We start from the raw sequence: 1,234 nt of genomic DNA, 5'->3' as shown, positions 1-1,234 counted from the left end.
GCCCACCCCGCCCCCGTCGGCGCCCCCCGCCGCCCCGTCGTGGGGCGGGTCGCCGACGCCGCCCGCCCCGGCGTACGGCGGCGGCCAGCCCGCCGGACAGCCCGCCGGCCAGCCCGGTGCTCCGGGCGGTCAGGGCGGCGAGGTCAGCCTCCGCAAGGGCGCCCCGGTGTCGCTGCAGAAGGGCCAGCGGGTCCGGCTGACGAAGGACGGCGGGCAGGCCCTCACGGTGGTCCGCATGGGCCTGGGCTGGGACCCGATCCGGAAGGGCGGCATCTTCGGCTCGCGCGAGGTCGACATCGACCTCGACGCCTCCGTCGTGCTCTTCGCGGGGCAGCAGCCGGTGGACCTGGCGTTCTACAACAACCTCGTCACCCGTGACGGCTCGGTGCAGCACCAGGGCGACAACCGCACCGGCGACGGCTCCGGCGACGACGAGACGATCCTCGTCGACCTCACGCGCGTGCCGGTGCACGTCGACAACCTGGTCTTCATCGTCACCAGCTACTCCGGCCAGACCTTCGAGCAGGTGCAGAACGCGTTCTGCCGCCTCGTCGACCAGGCCGACGGGGAGCTCGCCCGCTTCACGCTGGCCGGGGGCATGCCGTTCACGGCCATGGCCATGGCGCGCGTGTTCCGCGAGGGCGGCGGCTGGAAGATGCAGGCCATCGGTGACGGATTCAATGCGAAGGTCCCGGGCGAGGCGATCCCCGGCCTGACGAAGTACCTCTGAGCGGCCTGCGGGCCGCCCGACCCCGACGACCCCGACCACCCCGAGGAGCGCCGAGGTGACCGAGACCCTGGTGGCCGGCCAGAACACGGTCTGGGGCTCCCCGTGGTGCGCCGTCGAGCTGCCCGGCGCGGCCCTCGTCGCCCTCCCGCTCGGGCCCGACGGGCGCGCCGTCCTCGGGCAGCCGCTGGGTTCGGGGCGCGGCTCGGTCGGCCTCGACCTCGCGGGGCTGCCGGCCGCGGTGACCACCGTGATGGTGACGGCGCTGGACGGGGTGGCCGCGACCGCCGAGCTGCTGGACGGCCGCGGGGTGGGGGTCGTGCGCTTCGTGCCCGCGCCGGTGGGCCCGGGCGCGGCCGTGGCGGTCGTCGAGCTCTACCGCCGCGGCGACGGGTGGAAGGTCCGCGCCCTCGGGCGGGCGTACGGCGGGGGCCCTGCCGCCGTCGAGGCGCTCCACGGCGTCCCCGTCGGCCCGGTGGCGCCCGCCGCGCCTGCCCCACCGCCCCC

General features: G+C 76.7%; 1 protein-coding gene and 1 pseudogene. Both read left to right on the top strand.

Annotated elements, in window-relative coordinates:
* Positions 1 to 730, top strand: a 730-nt coding sequence (locus KK617_RS18645; protein WP_277501681.1) for a TerD family protein, incomplete at its 5' end; no start/stop codon positions are given.
* Positions 731 to 785: 55 nt separating this feature from the next.
* A pseudogene (locus tag KK617_RS18640) lies at positions 786 to 1,234 on the top strand (hypothetical protein); the annotation flags it as partial.

The sequence above is a fragment of the Nocardioides sp. ChNu-99 genome (assembly GCF_029493445.1).
Classification (GTDB): domain Bacteria; phylum Actinomycetota; class Actinomycetes; order Propionibacteriales; family Nocardioidaceae; genus Nocardioides.
Note: the sequence above shows the minus strand (reverse complement) of the source record. Positions and strands in the feature narration are given on the sequence as shown.